We start from the raw sequence: 17,524 nt of genomic DNA on the forward strand, positions 1-17,524 counted from the left end.
GGTCATCAGTAGTCACAATGCCGGCCAGCAGAGGGAAAGCACAGTCATCCAATTCCATTGCAACGCCTTGCAGCGCCTTAAGAGCCGGGGTGATTTCCAACAATTGCAGAATTACTGGTTGATCTTTGCCCAACATGTCGCCAGCGGCGATGCGGAACAATAATGAATAGCTGATTTGGCCAGCGGCGCCGGTGACGGTAACTCTTACGGGTGCTTTCACAGTGAGACTCCATTTACGGGTGATATGGGACAGAACAAAGGTTGTTAGGCATTTTGTGCCTGTGCCTGCCTTTCTAGATAGGACGGGCGTGCATTATAGAGAAACGGGGGGAAATTTCATCTGTTTTGAGCATTATAGACGGCCTTATAAATATCGCCTTAAAGCGCTAAAAATTTACCTCTCATGAGGCAAATTGATGGTGGCACATTTATGGCTTGAAATAACGAGACTGAGTGTGTAAGCGCACCGTAAGTCTCACAACATCCCCTTAATCTAAGCATTTTGATTTGAGCAGGGAAATGATCATGACCGATACCATCGCAAGCCCCTCCCTTATGCCAAAACGCTTTTACGCACTGGACGCCATTCGCGGAATCGCAGCCATCGCTGTTGTGATTTACCACTACACGCAACACAACGGGTTGGACTGGGTGCACAGCGCCTGGGTTGCCGTGGATATATTTTTTATTTTGTCTGGTTTTGTGCTCATGCACAGCTACGGGCAAAAGGTCGCACAGGGAATGACGTTCAAGGGCTTTTTGTATTCTCGGATTACCCGCCTGGGCCCTATGTATGTCGTTGGATTAGCCCTAGGTATAGGTGCCGCGCTGCTACTTATTTATTCCAGCCCCGAAAGCCCTATTGAGCCTAAGAATCTTGCGACCGCATCAGTGCTTAACTTTTTCCTTTTACCCTACTTTAACGATCATGCTTGGCCATTTGGATCACACGCTATTCATGGAACAGTATTCCCATTGAATGACCCGGCTTGGTCTTTATTTTTTGAAATGTTCGTTAATATTATTTTCTTTATTTATTTAGCACGCTTCAGGAAAATAAATTTGCCAGTGTTGATCGGTATAAGCGGCATCACTTTTGTTGCGCTAACGCTTGGTTTGCATCAGCTAAATCCTGGCGCACGCGGCAGTGATTTTGTATTGGGTTTCCCACGCGTTATTTTTGAATTTTTCCTAGGCGTTTTCATTTATCAATGTTACAGCTATTACAAGCTACCACCCAGCTTCATTACTTATGGCATATTTTTTCTGGTAGCAATTTGCTTTTTTTCGTCAAAGGGGGCTGTGGCGCTCGCTAATGCCTTAATACTCGCGCCCTTACTTATTGCAATATTTGCGAAACTGCCGGTATCAGGCGCAGGAGTTGGAGCTTGTAAATTTTTAGGTGATATTTCCTATCCGCTATATGTAACGCATTTCCCTATCTATAGGTTGCTGAGCGAATTGGATTTTATGGAAAACCTGACTCCCGCTATGCAAACAATTTTATTCGCAACTATTGCGGTTGTTATAGCGGTGATACTGGTGAGGATTGATGAATCCGTGCGCAGCTCATTTAAACAGTCGAAGCTTTTACGGGCACAAAATTCATAGGAGAGACAGGAGCCAATAAGACTCCTGCTAAATTTTATTTGGAATAACGAACCTTAAGCGCCGCATAAAGTTCGTCTTTAAACTCTACTTTTGTGGTATCCAAACTTAATACCGCCTCAACCAAATGCTCGTTATCTTCACGCCCATCATGCCAGTGTTTGCGGTAAGAGCCGTCTTTGTAACCGTGATCTTGACGGAAGAAATTCAATACGTTTTTTCCAACATAACCGCGGTAAAGCTGCTCAAAGCTCATACCAATGCCAGCCATAAGGCGACCGAACAAACCTATGTGAAACTGACGATCATTCAAGGTTGCGGCGACAAATTTTTCCAAGTCCAAGCGAAAATCGCTTTCATCTGTTTCAATTACCAAATCACTTTGAATTTGCGCAACGATCAGCTCCGGCTTGGCTCCGCTTTGTAACAAGATGCTCAAACCGAAATGCCAAATATCAATTAATTCCAGCGCAACCTGCTCTGTATCGGGTGATTGCTTTTTCCACCACTTCCAACCATAGTGATCAAGCAATTCAGCGCATTCAACCCAAATTGCGCGATACCATTCGTAGCCTTGCGCTTTCCAATCCGCATTCACTTTGGTATTCATACCGTCTTGCAAGTCGAGCATAATTTTTATTTGTTGTGCGTTCATAATGTTCTCTACAAAAATTTATTGCGGTAAGTATTGTTTAGCTCTGCTAAACAACCTGTAAAAGTTTTCACAGGTGTGTTCGCCTAATTTTTCAATGCTCATACCTTTTAAATCGGCCACGAACTGAGCCACTTCGTAAACGTATTTGGGTTCGTTCGGCTTGCCTCTGTAAGGGATAGGTGCGAGGTAAGGCGAATCTGTTTCAACCAGCAAACGATCAATGGGCATGTTACGAACCACATCGCGAATTTGTTCGGCGTTTTTAAAAGTAACTATCCCAGAAATGGAAATGTAGTAATTTAAATCCAGAGCCGCTTTTGCCATTTCCCAGTCCTCTGTAAAACAATGCAGCACGCCGCTGTGCTCCAAACTACCGTGTTGTTTAATCAGAGCTAGCGTATCTGCTCTGGCTTCACGCGTATGAACTACCACAGGCAAAGCAATTTTTTTGCCCACATCCAAATGCATAGCAAAACTTTCATGCTGTAATTCTTTGCTTTCGGTTTCGTAGTGGTAGTCCAAGCCAGTTTCACCCAAGGCCACCACTTTTTCTTGTGATGCCCATTGAATCAATTGATCGGCAGTTGCTGTTCCGTCTTTTACATCACAGGGATGAACACCTACAGACGCAAATACACAAGGATGCGCCTGCGCAATATCAATTACTGTTTGGATATTATCCAGACTAACGCCAATACACAGCATTTGTTGAATACCGCGCTCGTTAGCGGCAGCGATTGCATTGGATAACTTGCCGTCATAACGATCAAGATTAATGCGGTCAAGATGGCAGTGGGAGTCGATAAGCATGTTGAAAAGCCGTTAACAAAAAGTGCGGCGATTATACGGGAAAACGGCCGCAAATTCTGCGGAGATATTGTGCATCTCAGTGCCCGCACATACATTCACTCTGAACATAAAAAAGCCAGCACGGTGGCTGACTTTTTGAGAGTTAAGTGTGACTTACATCGTATGCGTCGGCTTATCGGAATTAATGGAGCCAGCGAGATAGGTTTCAATTTTGGTTACGGCAGTGTTGTCTTGATCGGTAAACTGCACACCGATTCCAGCAGCGCGGTTGCCTTGGGCTCCTCGCGGAGTCACCCAAATCACTTTACCGGCAACAGGAATCTTTTCGGTTTCTTCCATCAAGCTCAGCAACATAAACACTTCATCACCCAGCTTGTAGCTTTTACCGGTTGGAATAAACATTCCGCCATTTTTTACAAAGGGCATGTAAGCAGCATAGAGCACTGCTTTGTCTTTGATGGTAAGAGAAAGTATGCCGTTACGGGCACCACCGCCTATCGCTTGCATAAGGTTATCCGTCTGAACTCAATGGACTAACAAGAAATGTCATGAAACATAATGCAATAGTGTAGACCTGTCTAGCCGCTATTGCGCCACCATTTACGAGAATTGCCCACTTTCACTATTTTGCAGCGCGTAACAAAGCGCCCCAATCCATGAGCATTTCCTCGAGCAAAAGCTGTTTATTGGGATTTGAACTGCCTAATAGCTGACGTTTGGCTACAAGGATTTTTTCCACATAACGGTGCAGTAACGCACTTGGAACCCTTGCCAAACGATCGCGAAAATCTTGCGGAAGCTGGTTAATCAAGAGCTGCTCTGCCCCAACTTGCCAACGCATGACCGAGTGCAACCACACCAAAAACCATTCTACCAACGCAATAACATCTTCTTTCTGCCACTGAGCCGCGACTTCAATTGCCGATATTTGGCCTGTACTCAGCCTCACGAGGTTAAGCAACCAAGCATCCCGTCTTTCCAATGCATCGCCTTCCAAAAAAGATAATGCTGTTAGAGGCGCGCCGCCAGCGGCATCCAAGAGTTTTTCTACCGGAATATTGCTTCCCACAACCAAGGGTTTGAGCCAGTGAATTACCTGCTCCGAATTGGGCGTAGCGAGTAAGCGCATTTGGCAACGGCTGCGAATGGTGGGTAAAACCGCGCTTGCAGCATGGCAAACCAGAATGATGAGCGTATTAGCGGCGGGCTCTTCCAAGGACTTAAGCAGTGCGTTGGCTGAATTGGTATTCATGGCTTCCGCGGGCTCCAACACCACCACTTTGAAACCGCCTTGCTGTGCCGTTTTGCCCAAGTCATCGATGAGCGCACGAATCTGATCCACCTTGATGGCCTTACCCGCCTCTTCCGGTTCTACCACAATAAAGTCCGGGTGGTTCTGAACACGGTTCAACATGCAACCGCGACATTTTCCGCACGGCGTGCCCTCAATAGGCGACAAGCACAACAGTAACTGCGCCAGCGCTTCGGCCAAGTGCCTCTTTCCAATACCTTTAGCCCCCGCAAACATTAAAGCATGAGGCAACTTTCCTGCCGCGATTTGCAGGTTAAGTTGCTGCCATTCCTGTAGCTGCCAGGGGTAAGGATGGAGAGGAAAATCAGACATAGACACGCTCGTAGAATTGAGGCGGCAAGCTTACATTTGCCACTAGTTCTTGGCAAACCGAGCCGCTTAGCAATTTACAGGAAGATTTGCGATAATCGCCGCCCTTTTCACGCGCATCTTGTTTAGAAGATGCAAATAAGCCAGCAACTCCAGCATGAATGAGCACGCCCTGAGTCTCGGACTCGACATATTGCATCTCGATGACGATTTGATGATTTGCAATAAACCCGCCGGCCTTTTGACCGTACCCGGAAAAGGGCCAGAAAAGCAGGATTGCCTTATCAACCGCGCGCTAAAATTTAACCCAAATGCGCGCGTAGTACATCGATTGGATCAGGGAACCTCAGGAATAGTGATGTTCCCGCTCAACTACATGAGCTTGAAAATTCTCACTAAACAGTTTGAAGCCCGTGGCATCCACAAACGTTATGTGGCCCTGGTGAGCGGATTGGTCGAACAAGATGAGGGAGAAGTAAAACTACCGCTGATTTGCGATTGGCCGAATCGCCCGCTGCAGAAGGTGTGTTTTGAATCCGGCAAACCCGCGCACACACGCTATAGCGTTTTGGAGCGAAACGAAGCCGAAAATTACACACGGGTATTGCTGGAACCTGTCAGTGGGCGTACCCATCAATTGCGTGTTCACATGCTTAGCATTGGTCACCCCATGTTAGGTGACCAGCTTTACTCGCCACCCGAGATTCAGGCACAAGCTTCTCGACTATTACTTCACGCGCAACACATTCAACTTACGCACCCTATTTTGCGTCATAAAATTGAAGTGGAATGCCTCGCAGATTTCTAAAAAAAATGCCGCTCAGCAAAAAAACTGCGCGGCATTTTTTTGTGTGTAAAAACTAACAACCTGTTGTGGTTAGCGTATAGGTGGGTGGAAGAATTGCTGAAGTAGGCTCCGTGTAGCTGGTTGAGCAATTGGTCATTACGGTGACAGTCGTTGTTGTACCCGCGGTTACAATTGTATAGTCGGGCCCTGAAAGCCCTGCAAGTGAGGCAATGGAAACTGCGTTCGGATAAGCGTTTACGAACGCCACCGATACATCCTCAAAATCTTGCGGTGACACGGGGTTAATTAGATATTTTCCGTGCGCCATATTTGCAGCAGACTTCATTGCACCTAAGGCGGCATTGACTTTAGCGGTTCGCGCATCCGAGCTTAAATTGACAAATTTTGGAATTGCGGTGGCCGCTAGTATCCCCAGAATGACAATTACCGCGATCAATTCTATAAGCGTAAAACCTGATTGTTGTTTGTTCATCTCATCACCATTTGGTTGGAGTTATGTCACGAAGCTATCTCAAACAACTTTTAGATATAGCGATTCATTAGTAACTCTAGACCAGATTAAAAGACGCGCAAATTTAACTGCCTTACCCAAGCGTCAATCGAGTAATCCAAGTAACACCTTCTCAATATCAGATTGCACCCTAACCAATTCCTGGCTTGCATCTACAAGGGCATAACGACTCGGTGCTGCCAAAGCACGATCTTTGTAAGCCGCGCGAACGCGCTCAAAAAACGTTAGGGTCTCGCTTTCAAACCGATCCAACTCACCACGCTGACGAGCACGGTTTAAACCGAGCTCTACGTCGATATCGAGAATCAGGGTTAAGTCCGGGCGCAGTTCACCCTGAACCAGAACCTCTAATTGGGTGACAACCTCTTTACTTAAGCCTCGCCCACCGCCTTGGTATGCATAAGTAGCATCGGTAAAACGATCACTTAACACCCATGCACCGCGAGCTAAAGCGGGTTTAATCAACTGAGCCAAGTGTTGTGCGCGGGCAGCAAAAACCAGTAGGAGCTCAGCGGTTTCATCGACCTTTTCCTCGCGCTTGCTCAATAATAAGCCACGAATTTCTTCAGCCAAGGGAGTGCCACCAGGTTCGCGGGTCACAACTACCTCAATTCCCTTCGCTTGCAGCCAGTCGCGCACAAACGCCAAGTTAGTACTTTTACCAACCCCTTCTGTACCTTCGATGGTGAGGAATTTACCGCGCATGAATTTATCTCGCTTATTGTAGGTTTGAATATGGACAGCAAGTTTAACGTTAAGCCTACCCTGAACATTCCTTTGCCGTCGTTGAACGCGTATCATACCCGCTTTTTAAGACTTCCCCACTTTTCTCTATTGTGCTCAGGAGCCCAACATGATTACTTTACATACAAATTATGGCGACATAGTGATTGAACTGGATTTTGAAAAAGCGCCGAATACCGCGGCAAACTTTTTACAATACGCCGAAGAAGGTTTTTACAACGGAACAATTTTTCACCGCGTAATTGATGGTTTTATGATCCAGGGCGGCGGCATGACCGAAGACATGAGCGAGAAAAAGAAAACACGTGACCCTATTCAAAATGAAGCAGATAACGGCTTGAAAAATGTAACGGGCAGTATTGCTATGGCACGTACCAACGATCCACATAGTGCGACTGCACAGTTTTTTATTAACGTAAAAGACAACAGTTTCTTGAACCACAGCAGTAAAACCAGCCAAGGCTGGGGCTACGCCGTTTTCGGTAAAGTTACCGAAGGCATGGACGTAGTGAACAAAATTAAAGGCGTAAAAACAGGCAGCAAAGGTTTCCATCAGGACGTTCCAGTTGAAGCCATCGTCATCCAGAATGTGACCGTTGCCAAGTAAAAATTCTACGGAATAGAAATGACAACTTTTTTTATTTCAGATTTGCACTTACACGAAAGTCGCCCGCAGATTACGCGGGCGTTTTTTCAATTTCTGCAAACCCAAGCAAAAGGCGCCGAAAAACTTTTTATTTTAGGCGACTTTTTTGATGCATGGATTGGCGATGATGACGATGCACCACTTAATAGCGAAGTTGCAGCGGAACTCAAAAAATTAAGCGATACCGGTACATCTATTTTTTTAATGCACGGAAACAGAGATTTTTTGTTGGGCGAAAAATTTGCCGAACAAGCAGGTGCACAAATTATTCCGGAATACACCACCATTGATTTATACGGCGAACCTACATTGCTGCTGCATGGTGATAGTTTATGTACTGACGATGCTCAGTACATTGCATTCAGACAACAAGTTCGCTCCCCGCAATGGCAGCAACAAGTTCTTTCGCAACCGCTTGCGGCACGTCGCGCTTTGGCAGCGCAAATGCGAGAAAAAAGTCAGGCTATGAATAGCCTTAAAGCGGAAGACATTATGGACGTTAATCAAGCTGAAGTTATTAATGCCATGAAAAACGCCAGCGTTAAACGCATGATTCACGGCCACACCCACAGACCTGCAATACACACGTTGGATATTGATGGAAAACCCGCTGAGCGCTTGGTACTGGGGGATTGGCACGACAAAGCATGGGCTATTGTTGCGCAAGCCGGGAAAGCAGAGCTTTTTAGCTGGACGATCTAAAATGTAAACTCAAAAAAAATGGCAACTTCGGGTTGCCATTTTTTACCTTACCTTTATCAATTCAATTCATTGTCCTTCCAGTATTTGGTGCCTTTGAGCGTAGCCTGAAGTGCTAAACCACTTTCAGTGAGCTGGTAAATAGTTACGCCATTTAACAAAGCTTCGCCACCTACCGCAGCTCCTTTATCACCAGCTTTTGCTGCAGCATCAACATGGCCACCAAACTCCCAACCCTTATCAATAAACGCATCTAATGATTCCTGGTTTTTAAAAATAAATACAGCGCGAAAATCCTTAACACCCAAGCCCAAACCTAAACCCGCCTCCCCCATTTTCATGAACACGGTCTTTTTAAGGCGCTTATTTTCAGCTACACCATAACCACCGCCGACACTCGCAATTAGCAAATTGACATTGGCATTACTGAATACCGCATAGCCGGGAGAGGCCGCGATTTGCGCACGGGCATCAGGGTGAATTCTGTATAAATCTGCCAGAACTTGAGAGCGCATATTTAATACAGCTTGACGCTTTTCTTGCGGGCTTTTGCCTTGCGTTGTTGTACAGCCCGAAACCATCAAAATAACAACCAAACCCAGTACAAGGTGCACTGCTCTTTTCATTATCTAACTCCAGTTGGTGTGTGGTGCGCGCCAGTATAGCGGCTAGATTAACTCGCTGAGTATAAGTCAGGTCACATTTGATCGGGCGCAATTAAAATATCGGTTCATGTAAATACACAAAGACTAAACTTATGGTTATGAGCGTAAAAAATCGTCTTTGTTCATGAGATATTTATTAGGTTTTTGCTGGGAGTTCGACCTATGTTTTTAATCATCCTTATCAATGTAATTTTGGTGGGGGCGGCCGTACTTATTCATTTTGAAGTCTTGAACTGGCTGTCTCTTACCATTCCCAAGTTACCCATTAACCGCAGAATAAGTATCCTTTTCGGTGTATTTGGAGCGCTTATCGCGCACGTAATTGAAGTGTGGCTGTTCGCATTCGGCATTTATGGCGTTGTGATTTCTCACCAGTTTGGTGAGCTTATAGGCCCAATAGAGGAAAGCTTGCTGGATTGCGTCTACTTTTCCTTCACCTGCTACACCACCCTTGGTTTCGGAGATGTACACCCCGTTGGCAGTATTCGTTTTCTGACGGGCTTGGAAGCCCTTACAGGTGTGGTTCTCATTGCGTGGACATCTTCCTTTATGTTTATCGAAATGCAGAAGTTCTGGAAACTGAGATAACAAAGCTTGACTATACTCATGGCATCTTAATCTTTAAGGCAAGCTAACTTACTTGACTCGGTTCACATCATTCCTCTCGGGAAACCTCCGTTTTCCGCGCCCTCACTGGATACGCAATCTGTGCGGGTATGTGCTCGGCGTCAGTTTGCTCTTGGCAATGTTTTGCTTTGCAGAGTTAAAGACCAATAAACTCGAAAATACAATGCAGACACGTTTTGGTATGGCCGGACTCGCCAAATTTCACACTTGGAATCTGCTGATTGAAAACAATAAAGACAAAACCACAGCGGAAAAAATTAAAGCGGTTAATGACTACTTCAACAAAAATACGCGCTTTGTTGACGATATTATCCAATGGAAAACCAGCGATTACTGGGCGACCCCCTTGGAAACCTTGGGTGCTGGTGTAGGCGATTGCGAAGACTACACCATTGCAAAATATTTCACTCTCGTACGATTGGACGTGCCGGTTGAAAACCTGCGATTAATTTACGTTAAGGCACAAATTGGCGGTAACTCAAGTAAAGTATTTCAGGCACATATGGTGCTTGGCTATTATGAACAACCTAATTCCGTCCCTCTTATTTTAGACAGTCTGGTTTCTGATATAGACAGTGCAGATAGACGTACAGATTTACACCCCGTGTTTAGTTTTAACAGTGATGGTTTATGGGTTGGCAACCAAGTGCAACCTCAGATAGATCCTACCGCTCGCCTCTCTCGTTGGAGAGACGTGCTGGAACGAATGAAACAAGAGGGTTTTTAACCTAAAGGTTTAATTAGGCGGCTGATGAATCAGACGCCCCTACGCAAGAGAAATAATTATGTCGTTAATTAAGCAATTATGGATTGGCATTTTTGTATTGCTGCTACTCGCTCTGGGCGGGAGTTTTATTATCAGCATCATGTCGGCAAAGCAGTATTTGGAAGAGCAGCTACGTGTTAAAAATTTGGATAACGCCACCTCACTTGCGCTTTCAATGTCTCAAATGGAAAAGGATCCTGTCACACTCGAGCTTTTAATTAGCGCTCAATTTGATACTGGTCACTACGAATACATCACACTCACCAACCCACAAAAGAAAATACTGGTATCGCGTCATTACGAAGATAATAAAAACACGCCATCCTCAGTAAATGTACCTCTGTGGTTTACGCGTTTAGTTAACTTCGATGCAGAACCCGGCGTTGCGCAAATTCAGGATGGATGGCAACAATTCGGAACCCTAACCGTAAAAAGCCATTCCCGCTACGCGTGGCAAGCCCTCTGGCACAGTACCTCTCAACTGCTAACCTGGTTTGTGATTGCGGCAGTTCTGAGCGGCGTTGTTGGAACTCTGATTTTAAAATTTATTTCCAGTCCGCTGGATACCGTCATTAAACAAGCTGAAGCCATAGGCCAACGACGTTTCGTAACCTCCGACGAACCTAAAACCACGGAATTCCAACGGTTGGTTCGAGCCATGAACGCGCTTTCGCAAAGTGTTAAAGCCATGTTGGAAAAAGAAACACATCAACTTGAAAAGTTACGCCGCGAATCACAATTAGATCCGCTGACTGAATTACCCAATCGCAATCATTTTCTTAATTTATTGGAAAGTAAATTGAGCCGCGATGATAGTGACAGTGCAGGTGTTATCGCAGTTGTTCGCTTTTTAAATTTAGCAGAAATCAATAATCACTTGGGGCGCGCCGCGGCAGATCATGCACTTTTGCAAATTGCTGGCGTTCTACATCAATTTATTGATCGCTACCCCGGGAGCCATGCGGGAAGATTGAACGGTAGCGATTTTATGTTAGTCATCTCCAGCAATCCTTCCGCAGAATCGGTGGGCGCGGAACTTTCGGAGCAATTGGGCGCGCAACTTAGTGACAACGACTTGCAATCTGTCCAGTTACCTTTAGCAGTGTGCACTTACGCCAGCGGTGAAAAACGAAACGAACTGCTGCATAAACTGGACGGTGCTTTGGCGCAAGCGGAATTGAAAGGCAATCGCGCATTGATCGTACTCAACACAACTGGGCAACCAGTTATTCATCGCAATCTCAGTGATTGGCGTGACGCAATTACTCACTCATTAGATTTGAAGCGAGTCCAGCTGGCACAGTTTCCCGTGCGAACCCCTACTGGATCTACGCTCCACACTGAAGCACCTGTTCGCTTATTATTAGACGATGAATGGCAACCCGCAGGTTATTTTATGCCTTGGGCCGCACGCTTGGGCATAATGCCTTCCATCGATTTGGAAGTAATTAAAAATGCACTGAATAACAATACGGACTCTCCCGTTGCAATTAATATTTCTGCTGAGTCCTTATGCAGCGCTGATTTTCGCGAACAAGCTATATCGCTCCTTAATAAATCGATACAGAAAGCACAGCACCTCTGGTTGGAATTCCCGGAGTCTTGTGCTTTGCGTCATATGGCAGAGTTGCGTAGTTTTACTAACGCTTTGCGAGCCTTTGGTTGCCGGGTTGGGTTAGAGCATGTGGGCTTGGAGTTCACTAAAATTCGCGAACTACAAGACATAGGTTTGCATTATTTAAAAATTGACGGTGCAATTGTGCGCGACATAGATACCAACTCCGGCAATCAAAACTTCCTTTCTGGTTTGTGCAAGATTGGGCATTCATTGGGAATGATTATGATCGCTGAAAGTGTTCGTTCAGCACAGGAAAAAGAAAAACTTATTCAATTAGGAATTGATGGTTTAACTGGCCCTGGCGTATAAAGAATTAAATGTTTTGCACAAAATTAAGGCGCATTGAGCGCCTTAATTTTAAATTTTTAAATCATCGTTACCGTCATCCAACAAATCCATTCCTTGTCTTTGCCCCCGCAACTCTCTACGCGACAGTAATTTTATTTGCGCAGCTTGTGGTAAATCGGTAAAGCGAATTGTTCCTTGATCCACCAACAAATTAATAACATCCTCCAATACACGAGCCATCGCTTGGTCAGACTGTTCCAGCGATGACATTTGATCCGGCTTTAAAGACTGCAAATAAATATGCAACTCTTTGGAATCATCGCTCACAAATTCGCTAATGTCATTTTCTGCAATTTGACTAATCGCAATAATGGCACCGTCCTGATTTCGTTTTATGTACATCTACAGACTTCCGGTTTAGCTCATCCGTGAGCATTGTTAATTAATCGGTAATCAAATTACCGTTAGCTTTCAGGAGGTTGATAATTGCGGTATCACCACCCGTTAAGTTAACGGCGTTTAACACAATTTGTTGATCTGTAGCAGTCGCGTAGTTTGAGCCATTAAATGCACCAGTGCTGCTAATTGAAATAGTAGTGTTAGTACCATCACTGGAGAAATGCAAATAATTCGTTAAGTTTCCGCTGCTCTCACCTTGCAATAAATCGCGTAAATCCAACTTATCACCACCCGACAAAGCTGAGAAATCAGTGACCGTATCATTCGCTGGTGATGCGGTTGTGCCTCTGTCTGCAAGATTCCAGACGAACGTATCGACACCACTGCCACCAGACAGGTTATCGTTGCCAACGCCACCCGTTAGGGTGTCATTACCAGCTCCTCCGCCCAAGGAATCACTACCTGCACCACCCTTGAGCGTATCTGCCCCCGTTCCACCCGTTAATACATCATTGAATCCACTACCTGTTAAGGTTGTGCCGGCACCTGTATTGACAATTGAGTAGCCCTTGGATCCTGTCGCATTTGTCATATCGACGCTTAAACCAACGGTCGTAAGAACTGCCGTGCCGTTATTAACCGTTGAGGAACCGGCAGTATAGGCGCCAGTTACCGTAATGTTGGCTGTCGCACCGGAACTTACATTAAAGATATCAGTACCGCCGGTACCTAAATCTTTAATCGTGTCAACACCACTTGTAACGTTAAAGGTGTCTACGCCCGATCCACCCCAGAGTACGTCGTCACCACCACCACCACTCAAGGTGTCAGCGCCGGAACCACCGACGAGGATATCGTTAGCACTACCGCCGGTAAGCACGTCGTTACCATTGAATCCATAGAGAGCAGAAGCCGTAGTATTCGCGGAAGCATTGAACGTATCGCCTCCGTTGGTACCCAGCGACAAATTGATGACTTCGACTGGCGCTGTGGCGTCTGTAACTTTTAAGATACCGGTGACAGCGCTTGATTGCTGCGAAACCGTCAATATAGTCGCAGAACCATTATTTACACTTGTTGTGCTGAAAACTGCAGCAAAGGGAGCCGTCAGGGCCAGAGTCGTCCCCACGTCAGCGTCGCTTGCGGTAAAAGTTATTGAGGTATCCGTAGCGGACACACCAGAGACGACAGTGATGTCGTTGATTGGCAGAATATTCATTGTTACCAATGCAGTGTCGGTGCCCCCACGACCATCACTTATGGTGTAAGTGTAACTCGCTAAACCGTAGTAATTGGGTGTAGGTGTAAAAGTGACATTCCCTCCAACAAGCGAAACTGTCCCATTCACAGCATCTTGCACACTGACCAGTGATATAGGATCTCCGTCCGGATCACTATCGTTAGACAACAATGTCGAAACGGGAACTGTCCAAGAAGTATCCTCATTCATTACGTGAGCAACACCGTACGCGGTGGGTACACTCGATAGGAAGTTATAGCTCTGCCCGTTGTCGTCACTGAGTTCAAGTTTGAATACTGCCTGACCTCCCTGATCCCAATAAAGGATTTCTATGCTATGAACTCCGCCGGTTGTAATCGTAAAGGGAGCATGAACAGTGCCGGTAGGTGCTTGTATTTGGTCTACGGTGGCAACTACCACACCATCTACTTTCACTTGGTACCCATCATCTCCACGAATTCTGAAGTTGTATGTACCAGCAGCAAGCTCAACAGCACCGAACATACGTATTATGGCGTCCGAACTGTCAGAGGGGTCATTACTCAACGAAGATGCATCACTACCTAGGAACGCCTGCAAATTGGTTCCTCTACCTAAGTTATTACTGAAGAGCGTATCAGTCCCATAATTAAAGGTCTTTGCGATGAAAGTGGCAGATGGATCATGTGTGGCAACAAATGCGTTAACCAACGCAAGCGATGACAAATTAGGACCGTCTGTTCCTTCGCGATAAGAGTAGTATTCCGAATACAAACCTACGTTTGAAGAACTACCACTGTTCGGATCGCTAACCGCAACAGGCGCCTGATTATCAATAATGGTGGTAGTGACGCTCTTAGCCGAATTGCTTAATACTAAACTATCGAACCCTCCGCCAGTAGCACCGCTAAGTGTTACCGTGAAAGTCTCATTACCCTCCGTCAAACTATCGGTCAAAGCAGCAATTGAGAAGCTAGCAGATGTTGCACCCGCCGGAATCGTCACGGTGGTTGTACCATTAAAGTCAGCTCCGTTAGAGGCTGTGCCAGTGTAATTCAGAGACACCGTAACCGCAGATTGGGCTGGACTGGTCAAGGTCAGGGTGTAGATACCTGCAGAATCACCTTCACGCATAGAAGCAACTCCGTTGAGGCTCAATATCACAGGTGTAGTCACTGCAATGGTGAAGTCCGCACTGGTTTCACTGCCATCGGAACTGACCGCTTTGACGGTCACGGTGTGGCTGGTGGCACTTTCGTAATCGAGCAAGGCGCCATCGGCCACGGTGATCACACCGGTGGTGGCGTTGATCGCGAAGCGGCCGCCGGCATTGTCGGTGAGACTGTAGGTCACGGTCGTGCCTGCATCGGCATCGGTGCCCAAGGCGGTGACGCCCACCAAACTGCCGTTGGCAGCGCCTTCAGCAACCGTGTTCAATGCGGCGTTGCTGTCACTCAGGACAACCGGATTGTCGTTGGTGTTGGTGATATTGATCGTGAAGTCCGCACTGGTTTCACTGCCATCGGAACTGACCGCTTTGACGGTCACGGTGTGGCTGGTGGCACTTTCGTAATCGAGCAAGGCGCCATCGGCCACGGTGATCACACCGGTGGTGGCGTTGATCGCGAAGCGGCCGCCGGCATTGTCGGTGAGACTGTAGGTGACAGTCGTGCCTGCATCGGCATCGGTACCCAAGGCGGTGACGCCTACCAGGCTGCCAGTCGCCGCACCTTCGGCCACTGTGTTGAGGGCGGCGTTGCTGTCACTCAAGACAACCGGATTGTCGTTGGTGTTGGTGATATTGATCGTGAAGTCCGCACTGGTTTCACTGCCATCGGAACTGACCGCTTTGACGGTCACGGTGTGGCTGGTGGCACTTTCGTAATCGAGCAAGGCGCCATTGGCGACAGTGATCACACCGGTGGTGGCGTTGATCGCGAAGCGACCGCCGGCATTGTCGGTGAGACTGTAGGTCACGGTGGTGCCTGCATCGGCATCGGTACCCAAGGCGGTGACGCCTACGAGACTGCCAGTCGCCGCACCTTCGGCCACGCTGTTGAGCGCGGCGTTGCTGTCACTCAAGACAACCGGATTGTCGTTGGTGTTGGTGACCGCAATGGTGAAGTCACCCGTGGTTTCACTGCCATCGGAACTGACCGCTTTGACGGTCACGGTGTGGCTGGTGGCACTTTCGTAATCGAGCAAGGCGCCATCGGCCACGGTGATCACACCGGTGGTGGCGTTGATCGCGAAGCGGCCGCCGGCATTGTCGGTGAGACTGTAGGTCACGGTGGTGCCTGCATCGGCATCGGTACCCAAGGCGGTGACGCCTACCAGGCTGCCAGTCGCCGCACCTTCGGCCACTGTGTTGAGGGCGGCGTTGCTGTCACTCAAGACAACCGGATTGTCGTTGGTGTTGGTGATATTGATCGTGAAGTCCGCACTGGTTTCACTGCCATCGGAACTGACCGCTTTCACGGTCACGGTGTGGCTGGTGGCCGTTTCGTAATCGAGCAAGGCGCCGTTGGCCACGGTGATCACACCGGTGGTGGCGTTGATCGCGAAGCGACCGCCGGCATTGTCGGTGAGACTGTAGGTCACGGTGGTGCCTGCATCGGCATCGGTACCCAAGGCGGTGACGCCTACCAGGCTGCCAGTCGCCGCACCTTCGGCCACGCTATTCAAGGCGGCATTGCTGTCGGTCAGCACCACTGGATTGTCGTTGGTGTTGGTGATATTGATCGTGAAGTCACCGGTGGTTTCACTGCCATCGGAACTGACCGCTTTGACGGTCACGGTGTGGCTGGTGGCACTTTCATAATCGAGCAAGGCGCCATTGGCGACAGTGATCACACCGGTGGTGGCGTTGATCGCGAAGCGACCGCCGGCATTGTCGGTGAGACTGTAGGTCACGGTGGTGCCCGCATCGGCATCGGTGCCCAAGGCGGTGACGCCTACCAGGCTGCCAGTCGCCGCGCCTTCGGCCACGCTATTCAAGGCGGCATTGCTGTCGGTCAGCACCACTGGATTGTCGTTGGTGTTGGTGATATTGATCGTGAAGTCACCGGTGGTTTCACTGCCATCGGAACTGACCGCTTTGACGGTCACGGTGTGGCTGGTGGCACTTTCATAATCGAGCAAGGCGCCATTGGCGACAGTGATCACACCGGTGGTGGCGTTGATCGCGAAGCGACCACCGGCATTGTCGGTGAGACTGTAGGTCACGGTGGTGCCTGCATCGGCATCGGTACCCAAGGCGGTGACGCCTACCAGGCTGCCAGTCGCCGCACCTTCGGCCACTGTGTTGAGGGCGGCGTTGCTGTCACTCAAGACAACCGGATTGTCGTTGGTGTTGGTGATATTGATCGTGAAGTCCGCACTGGTTTCACTGCCATCGGAACTCACCGCTTTCACGGTCACGGTGTGGCTGGTGGCCGTTTCGTAATCGAGCAAGGCGCCGTTGGCCACGGTGATCACACCGGTGGTGGCGTTGATCGCGAAGCGACCGCCGGCATTGTCGGTGAGACTGTAGGTCACGGTGGTGCCCGCATCGGCATCGGTACCCAAGGCGGTGACGCCTACCAGGCTGCCAGTCGCCGCACCTTCGGCCACTGTGTTGAGGGCGGCGTTGCTGTCGGTCAGCACCACGGGATTGTCGTTGCCATCGGTTACTGCAATGGTGAAGTCCGCACTGGTTTCACTGCCATCGGAACTGACCGCTTTCACGGTCACGGTATGGCTGGTGGCACTTTCATAATCGAGCAAGGCGCCATTGGCGACAGTGATCACACCGGTGGTGGCGTTGATCGCGAAGCGACCGCCGGCATTGTCGGTGAGACT

General features: G+C 48.0%; 17 protein-coding genes. 7 read left to right on the top strand and 10 right to left on the bottom strand.

Features of this window, described 5'->3' with window-relative positions; all coding sequences use genetic code 11:
* The coding region (locus U1F02_RS15390) for a lactate/malate family dehydrogenase (RefSeq protein ID WP_409991292.1) at window positions 1-220 on the bottom strand (220 nt) is incomplete at its 3' end.
* Window positions 221-525: 305 nt separating this feature from the next.
* Between U1F02_RS15390 and U1F02_RS15395 the strand changes: the two genes are divergently transcribed.
* Complete coding sequence (locus U1F02_RS15395; protein WP_409991293.1) at window positions 526-1,611, top strand: acyltransferase family protein; 1,086 nt, start codon at window positions 526-528, stop codon at window positions 1,609-1,611.
* 34 nt (window positions 1,612-1,645) lie between these two features.
* Here U1F02_RS15395 and U1F02_RS15400 read toward each other — a convergent pair whose 3' ends face one another.
* The 4 genes from U1F02_RS15400 to U1F02_RS15415 all read right to left on the bottom strand — a co-directional run bounded on the left by U1F02_RS15400 (window position 1,646) and on the right by U1F02_RS15415 (window position 4,697).
* Window positions 1,646-2,263, bottom strand: a complete 618-nt coding sequence (locus tag U1F02_RS15400; protein WP_409991294.1) for a dUTP diphosphatase — start codon at window positions 2,261-2,263, stop codon at window positions 1,646-1,648.
* 18 nt (window positions 2,264-2,281) lie between these two features.
* On the bottom strand, window positions 2,282-3,073 hold the full coding sequence (locus tag U1F02_RS15405; RefSeq protein WP_409991295.1) for a TatD family hydrolase: 792 nt from the start codon (window positions 3,071-3,073) through the stop codon (window positions 2,282-2,284).
* Between the two features lie 153 nt (window positions 3,074-3,226).
* Window positions 3,227-3,580, bottom strand: a complete 354-nt coding sequence (locus U1F02_RS15410; RefSeq protein ID WP_189416781.1) for a PilZ domain-containing protein — start codon at window positions 3,578-3,580, stop codon at window positions 3,227-3,229.
* A 115-nt stretch (window positions 3,581-3,695) separates the two neighbouring features.
* Window positions 3,696-4,697: a DNA polymerase III subunit delta' gene (locus U1F02_RS15415; RefSeq protein WP_409991296.1), complete on the bottom strand. Its 1,002-nt coding sequence runs from the start codon at window positions 4,695-4,697 to the stop codon at window positions 3,696-3,698.
* Between the two features lie 154 nt (window positions 4,698-4,851).
* Between U1F02_RS15415 and U1F02_RS15420 the strand changes: the two genes are divergently transcribed.
* Window positions 4,852-5,502 (top strand): pseudouridine synthase, encoded by a 651-nt coding sequence (locus tag U1F02_RS15420; RefSeq protein ID WP_409991297.1) that lies wholly within the window; start codon window positions 4,852-4,854, stop codon window positions 5,500-5,502.
* Between the two features lie 52 nt (window positions 5,503-5,554).
* Here U1F02_RS15420 and U1F02_RS15425 read toward each other — a convergent pair whose 3' ends face one another.
* On the bottom strand, window positions 5,555-5,974 hold the full coding sequence (locus tag U1F02_RS15425) for a type II secretion system protein (protein WP_409991298.1): 420 nt from the start codon (window positions 5,972-5,974) through the stop codon (window positions 5,555-5,557).
* A 123-nt stretch (window positions 5,975-6,097) separates the two neighbouring features.
* Window positions 6,098-6,718 (bottom strand): dTMP kinase, encoded by a 621-nt coding sequence (gene tmk / locus U1F02_RS15430; RefSeq protein WP_409991299.1) that lies wholly within the window; start codon window positions 6,716-6,718, stop codon window positions 6,098-6,100.
* A gap of 148 nt (window positions 6,719-6,866) precedes the next feature.
* Between tmk and U1F02_RS15435 the strand changes: the two genes are divergently transcribed.
* Window positions 6,867-7,364 carry a peptidylprolyl isomerase gene (locus tag U1F02_RS15435; protein ID WP_409991300.1) on the top strand — a complete coding sequence of 166 codons (498 nt, stop codon included), beginning with the start codon at window positions 6,867-6,869 and terminating at the stop codon, window positions 7,362-7,364.
* Window positions 7,365-7,382: 18 nt separating this feature from the next.
* On the top strand, window positions 7,383-8,105 hold the full coding sequence (gene lpxH, locus U1F02_RS15440) for a UDP-2,3-diacylglucosamine diphosphatase (protein ID WP_409991301.1): 723 nt from the start codon (window positions 7,383-7,385) through the stop codon (window positions 8,103-8,105).
* Window positions 8,106-8,161: 56 nt separating this feature from the next.
* On the opposite strand, the gene U1F02_RS15445 is transcribed toward lpxH, so the two are convergent.
* On the bottom strand, window positions 8,162-8,728 hold the full coding sequence (locus U1F02_RS15445) for a YSC84-related protein (protein ID WP_409991302.1): 567 nt from the start codon (window positions 8,726-8,728) through the stop codon (window positions 8,162-8,164).
* A 201-nt stretch (window positions 8,729-8,929) separates the two neighbouring features.
* On the opposite strand from U1F02_RS15445, the gene U1F02_RS15450 reads away from it, so the two are divergent.
* From U1F02_RS15450 to U1F02_RS15460, 3 genes are all read left to right on the top strand, one after another.
* Window positions 8,930-9,355: an ion channel gene (locus U1F02_RS15450; RefSeq protein ID WP_409991303.1), complete on the top strand. Its 426-nt coding sequence runs from the start codon at window positions 8,930-8,932 to the stop codon at window positions 9,353-9,355.
* Window positions 9,356-9,557: 202 nt separating this feature from the next.
* A complete protein-coding gene (locus U1F02_RS15455) occupies window positions 9,558-10,121 on the top strand; it encodes a transglutaminase-like cysteine peptidase (protein WP_409991304.1) in 564 nt (187 codons plus the stop codon).
* 58 nt (window positions 10,122-10,179) lie between these two features.
* On the top strand, window positions 10,180-12,087 hold the full coding sequence (locus U1F02_RS15460; protein ID WP_409991305.1) for a LapD/MoxY N-terminal periplasmic domain-containing protein: 1,908 nt from the start codon (window positions 10,180-10,182) through the stop codon (window positions 12,085-12,087).
* 48 nt (window positions 12,088-12,135) lie between these two features.
* On the opposite strand, the gene U1F02_RS15465 is transcribed toward U1F02_RS15460, so the two are convergent.
* Both U1F02_RS15465 and U1F02_RS15470 read right to left on the bottom strand, forming a co-directional pair.
* Window positions 12,136-12,468, bottom strand: a complete 333-nt coding sequence (locus tag U1F02_RS15465) for a hypothetical protein (protein WP_409991306.1) — start codon at window positions 12,466-12,468, stop codon at window positions 12,136-12,138.
* Between the two features lie 40 nt (window positions 12,469-12,508).
* Window positions 12,509-17,416 (bottom strand): beta strand repeat-containing protein, encoded by a 4,908-nt coding sequence (locus U1F02_RS15470; RefSeq protein ID WP_409991307.1) that lies wholly within the window; start codon window positions 17,414-17,416, stop codon window positions 12,509-12,511.
* Window positions 17,417-17,524: the final 108 nt, after the last annotated feature.

Origin of the sequence: Cellvibrio sp., assembly GCF_046347455.1 — a bacterium.
Taxonomy (GTDB): Bacteria; Pseudomonadota; Gammaproteobacteria; order Pseudomonadales; family Cellvibrionaceae; genus Cellvibrio.